This is a genomic window from Terrabacter terrae (assembly GCF_039529575.1).
Lineage (GTDB): Bacteria > Actinomycetota > Actinomycetes > Actinomycetales > Dermatophilaceae > Terrabacter > Terrabacter terrae.
Genome location: NZ_BAAANB010000193.1, coordinates 1 through 4,778, shown reverse-complemented (window position 1 = coordinate 4,778; position 4,778 = coordinate 1). Strand labels below are relative to the sequence as shown.

General features: G+C 72.3%; 5 protein-coding genes. 2 read left to right on the top strand and 3 right to left on the bottom strand.

Annotation, left to right across the window (positions count from 1 at the left end; all coding sequences use genetic code 11):
- Positions 1-753: NAD-dependent epimerase/dehydratase family protein (locus ABD194_RS20850; RefSeq protein ID WP_343995106.1), on the top strand; the 753-nt coding region annotated here is incomplete at its 5' end.
- Between the two features lie 27 nt (positions 754-780).
- Here the strand turns inward: ABD194_RS20850 and ABD194_RS20845 are convergent.
- From ABD194_RS20845 to ABD194_RS20835, 3 genes are all read right to left on the bottom strand, one after another.
- Complete coding sequence (locus tag ABD194_RS20845) at positions 781-1,344, bottom strand: GNAT family N-acetyltransferase (protein ID WP_343995104.1); 564 nt, start codon at positions 1,342-1,344, stop codon at positions 781-783.
- Positions 1,345-1,499: 155 nt separating this feature from the next.
- Positions 1,500-2,306, bottom strand: a complete 807-nt coding sequence (locus tag ABD194_RS20840) for a GTPase (protein WP_343995101.1) — start codon at positions 2,304-2,306, stop codon at positions 1,500-1,502.
- A gap of 164 nt (positions 2,307-2,470) precedes the next feature.
- Entirely contained in the window at positions 2,471-3,826 is a 1,356-nt protein-coding gene (locus ABD194_RS20835; RefSeq protein WP_343995097.1) for a threonine/serine exporter family protein, read from the bottom strand.
- A 97-nt stretch (positions 3,827-3,923) separates the two neighbouring features.
- Here ABD194_RS20835 and ABD194_RS20830 point away from each other — a divergent pair.
- A partial coding sequence (locus ABD194_RS20830) for an NAD-dependent epimerase/dehydratase family protein (protein ID WP_343995095.1) occupies positions 3,924-4,778 on the top strand: 855 nt, incomplete at its 3' end.

Sequence of the window (4,778 nt, the reverse complement as noted above, 5' to 3'; positions counted from 1 at the left end):
GCCGACGGCGAGTTCGGCTCGCTCATCGCGGACCTGAGGCCCGAGGTCGTCGTCGACCTCACGTGCTTCACCACCGCGCAGGCCGAGCAGCTCGTCGAGGCGCTCGACGGCCAGCACCTCGTGCACACCGGCAGCATCTGGTCCTACGGCGTCAGCACCCTCGTGCCCACGACGGAGGATGCGCCGAAGCACCCGTACGGGGAGTACGGCGTGGGCAAGCTGGCGATCGAGCGCTACCTCATGGGTCAGGACCGGGTGCGCGCCAGCGTCGTGCACCCCGGCCACATCAGCGGCCCCGGCTGGATGCCGATCGGCCCGGCGGGCAACGTCGACCCGGCGGTCATCGAGTCCCTGCGAGCGGACGGCTCCTGCACCCTGCCGGATCGCGGCGGCGAGACCGTGCACCACGTGCACGCCGAGGACGTCGCTGGCCTGCACCAGGCCTGCCTCGAGCAGCCGGACGCGGCGGCTGGGGAGAGCTTCAACAGCGTGTGTACGCAGGCACTGACCTTGCGTGGATACGCCGAGCTCGTCGCCCGCCACTTCGGGCACGAGCCCCGACTCGAGTTCGTGCCGTGGGCCGAGTTCGAGGCGCGGACCGACCCGGAGCAGGTCGCGATCACGTTGGACCACATCGGCCGCTCGCCGGTCTTCTCGATGGACAGGGCCCGCGACGTTCTCGGTTTCGTGCCGAAACACAGTGTCACCGAGACCGTGCTCGAAGCCATCGACGCCTGGGCGGCATCCCACTGAGCCCAGGTCGGGAGCGCAACGCGACAGTCAGGGGACGGTGCGGCGCATGACGCAGTTGCCCTGGCCCTTGCTGCGCACGTACTCGAACCCGGCGCGCTCGAACAAGGCCCGGGTCCCGTCGTAGAGGACCGACTTCTTCTTGCCCTCGTTGTCGTGCGGGTAGCCCTCGACGATGCCGCCGCCGGCCGTCGCGATGAGGTCGAGCACCCCCTGCAGCGCCACGTCCGAGACGTGCCTCCTGCGGTGGCGCTTGTCGACGAAGATGCACGTGATCCGGTAGTCGGGCAGGAGGTCGAGCTCCTCGTCGTACTGCTTGCGGTGGTAGATGTTGGGCAGCTCGGCGGGAGAGCCGAACTGCGCCCAGGCAACCGCCTCGTCCCCGTCGAAGACGAGCGCGGCGTGCGCTCGGTTCTCCTCGACGAGGCGCTGCTTGAGGGCGCGGTTCGCCTCGTAGGTGCGCTCCTTCTCCGCGGCCATCGTGTGGAACCACGTGCACCAGCAGCCGCCGAAGACGCCGCCGTGCCGCTCCACCATCGCCGCGTACGCGTCCCACGTCTCCGGCGTCAGCGCCCTGATCTCGTATGCCGTCACGTGGCCTCCCCCGTTTCGCGCGGACGACGGGTCGTCGCCGCCCCGAACAGCATGCCGCGAGAGACGCACGTCCCGGGGCTGAAGGGCCCCGGACGGGACGCAGCGTGACCACGAGCCGTCAGCTCAGGGCATACGCAAGCGGCCGGAACGACCGCTCAGGCGTGGCCGCTCAGCTGGCCCAGCCGGTCGGCGAGCGCGTCGACCATGGCGGAGGCGCGCTTCTCGGAGACCGGGGCCTTGCGGTCGCCGCCCTGGCTGGAGACGGCGCGCACGTCGATGGACAGCTTCGCGCCGCCGGCGAGGGCGCGCAGCGCGTCGACCTTGTCGCCGAACGGGGAGCCGCTGCCGGGCGAGTAGTAGCGCACGACCTCGTCGATGTCGTCGGGGTAGAGGTCGGTCTTCGTCACGGCGATGATGAGCCAGATCGGCTTGGTGCGGCGCACGGCCAGCGAGGCGATCCGGTGCGAGGTGATCGTCCAGTCCTCGAGCTCGGCGGCGAGCTGCTCCTCGCGGGTCGCGGTGGCCGCCCCGGTGATGCCGGCGGCGCGGCGGGGCGTGGCGTAGCCGTTGGCGACGACGTGGATGATCCCGTCGACCGGCTCGTCGTGGAAGACCTCGTCGAGGGCGCCGAGGCGCGTGGCGGCGTTGTCGCCGGGCACGACGAGGAAGCGGAAGCCGTGCAGCCGGGCGCCCTTGCGGGTGCGGCGCTCCATCGTCGCCGAGCCGACCTCGGCCGCGGCGTCGTCGGTGGAGCGGCGGGTCAGCCGGTCGACGAGCTGGCTCTTGCCGACGCCGGTCATCCCGGTGACGGCGACCATCGGGTAACGGTCGCGCAGCAGCCGGCCGATCTTCTCGGGGGCGGAGGCGAGCGCGGTCAGCAGGCCACCGGCGACGGTCGCGCCGATGGCGGTGCGGCTCGTCGGCGGCAGGATCGTCCGGATCCGCGATGAGGTCTGAGACACGGTGGCTCCTCGGCATGCTGGTTCAGGTGCCAGTTGGCCCCACGAGCCTACGGTCCGCGGGTCCTCGGGCGCACTGCGGTGCGTACCCGCCCGTCGTCCGGTGCCCTCGGCCGGTCGGAGCGCGCGGGATTGCGTATGCCGTGTGCCCGGGTGTGCGGGTCCGCTCAGGTGGGTCGGGGGGCCGAGGGGTCGACGGGCGCGGCGAACCGTCCGCGCAGGGCGCGGCCGACCGACGACCCGACGAGCAGGCCCAGGGAGATCGCGATGGCCACGCCGAGCAGGCCGAGGGCCACGTCGGTGACGGACTCGCGGCCGGCGGCGAGCTCGGTGACGCCGACGAGGCCGAGGCTGCCCGGCACGAGCAGCCAGAAGGCGGGGAGGAAGAGGACGAGGCGGGGCAGCAACGGGTGGCGCAGCTCGACGATGCTCGCGCCGAGGCTGGCGGCGACGGCGCCGAAGAAGCCGCCGAGGGCGACGGTGCCGAGCTCCTGACCGGCGAGCTGGGCGCCGAAGGCGAGGCTGAGCACGAGCAGCACCCAGCCCTGCAGGCGCAGCGGCACGCCCTCCATGAGGCAGATGCTCGCGCCGACGAGCAGCAGGCCGACGGGCGCGGCAGCCCAGCCGATCTCGTCGACGCGGAGGTTGATCAGGGTCTCGGTGGGCACGCGCAGCAGGGCGGTGGCCATGAGCAGGCCGAGGGCGAAGAGGCCGAGCTGGGCCAGGCCGTAGGTGAGGCGGGCCGAGCCGGCCTGCATGTGCCCGGCGGCGAGCTCGGACATGCCGTTGACGACGAGGGCGCCGGGCAGCAGGACGGCCAGCGGCGGCAGGACGGTGCGCAGCGGGCCCTCGAGCAGGCCGGCGTTCGCGGCTCCGAAGACGACGAGCGACACGGCGAAGGCGGCGAGGGTCGGCAGCAGCGCCTTGACCACCTCGTAGCGGCCGGCGAGCTGGACGAGGGCGAGCACCACGAGGGCGCAGACCGCGGCGGCGGCGACGTTGGCCCAGCCGGGCTGGAGGATGAGCGCGATGCCGACGGCCAGCACCGGCCAGGCGAGCGCGACGAGCCACGGCGGCTGCTGGACGGGCCGCCTCGCTGTGGCGGCGAGCTCGTCGCGGGCCGCGGCGATGGTCAGCTCGCCCTGCAGGAGCTGGTGGCGGATGAGGCGGACGCTCGCGGCCTGGTGCAGGCGGAGGCCAGCAGCGGCTGCGCGGTAGGTGGACGGGCCGCCGGGGGTGAGGGTGAGCATGAGTCCGGTGGGGCCGACCGCTGACTGGACGTCTGGATAGCCGAGCCGGGCGCTCACCTCGGCGAGCTCCTCCTCGATCTCCTGCACCGGCTGGCCGGTCGCGATCATGGCGGTGCCGAGCTCGGCGAGCAGGGCGCGGGTCCCGGTCTCGCGGTCCGGGGCTGCGGCTGCGTTGGGTGCGGCGGGCTCGGCTGCGGCCGGCTCGGATGCGGCTGGGTCGGATGCGGCTGGCTCGGCCGCGTCGGGGTGGCGCGCGGCCGCAGGTCCCTCCATGCGGGCCATCATCTCAGGGCGTGCGGCTGCCTCGTCTGGGTCGCTGAGCCTGGGCCGCGCTCCTGGTGTGCGGCGGCGTCGGTGGTTGGATCGAGGCATGCGCATCTTCTTCACCGGCGGCAGCGGCAAGGCCGGAAAGCACGTGGCCCCGTTCCTCGCCGAGCAGGGCCATCAGGTCACCAACGCCGACCTCGTCCCGCTGGGGCACCCGGCCGTCGACGACCTGACGGTCGACCTCACCGACATCGGCGAGACCTACTCCGCCCTCGCGGGACTGGCTCGCTTCGACGAGCTGGAGCTTGCGGCCAAACCGGCATACGACGCCGTCGTGCACTTCGCCGCGATCCCGCGGATCCTGCTCACGTCGGACGCGAAGACGTATGCGGCGAACGTGCTCAGCACCTACAACGTGCTCGAGGCGGCGACCCGGCTCGGCATCCGCAAGGTGATCTTCGCGTCGTCGGAGACGACCTACGGCATCTGCTTCGCGCAGGGTGAGCGGCGGCCGCTCTATGTCCCGGTGGACGAGGAGCACCCGACGGTGCCGGAGGACTCGTATGCGATGTCGAAGGTCTCGAACGAGGTGACGGCCCGGTCGTTCCAGGCGCGCACCGGCACCGACATCTACGGGCTGCGGATCAACAACGTCATCGAGCCGCACGAGTACGCCGAGCTGTTCCCGCCGTTCCTGCAGGACCCGGCGCTGCGGCGGCGCAACATCTTCGCCTACATCGACACCCGCGACCTCGGCCAGATGGTGCAGCGCTGCCTCGAGGTCGACGGCCTCGGCTACGAGGTCTTCAACGTCGCGAATGCCGACATGTCCGTCGCCGCGACGACCGATGAGGTGCGCGAGCGCTTCTACGAGGGGGTGGAGCTGCGGCGGCCGATGGGGCGCAACGAGACCTTCTACTCGATCGACAAGGCCCGCGACCTGCTCGGCTACTCGCCC

What these genes read in the sequence shown, in the direction of transcription:
- ABD194_RS20835 (WP_343995097.1), bottom strand. Translation starts at nt 3,826, where the DNA reads ATGGAGGGACCTGCGGCCGCGCGCCACCCCGACGCGGCCGAGCCAGCC.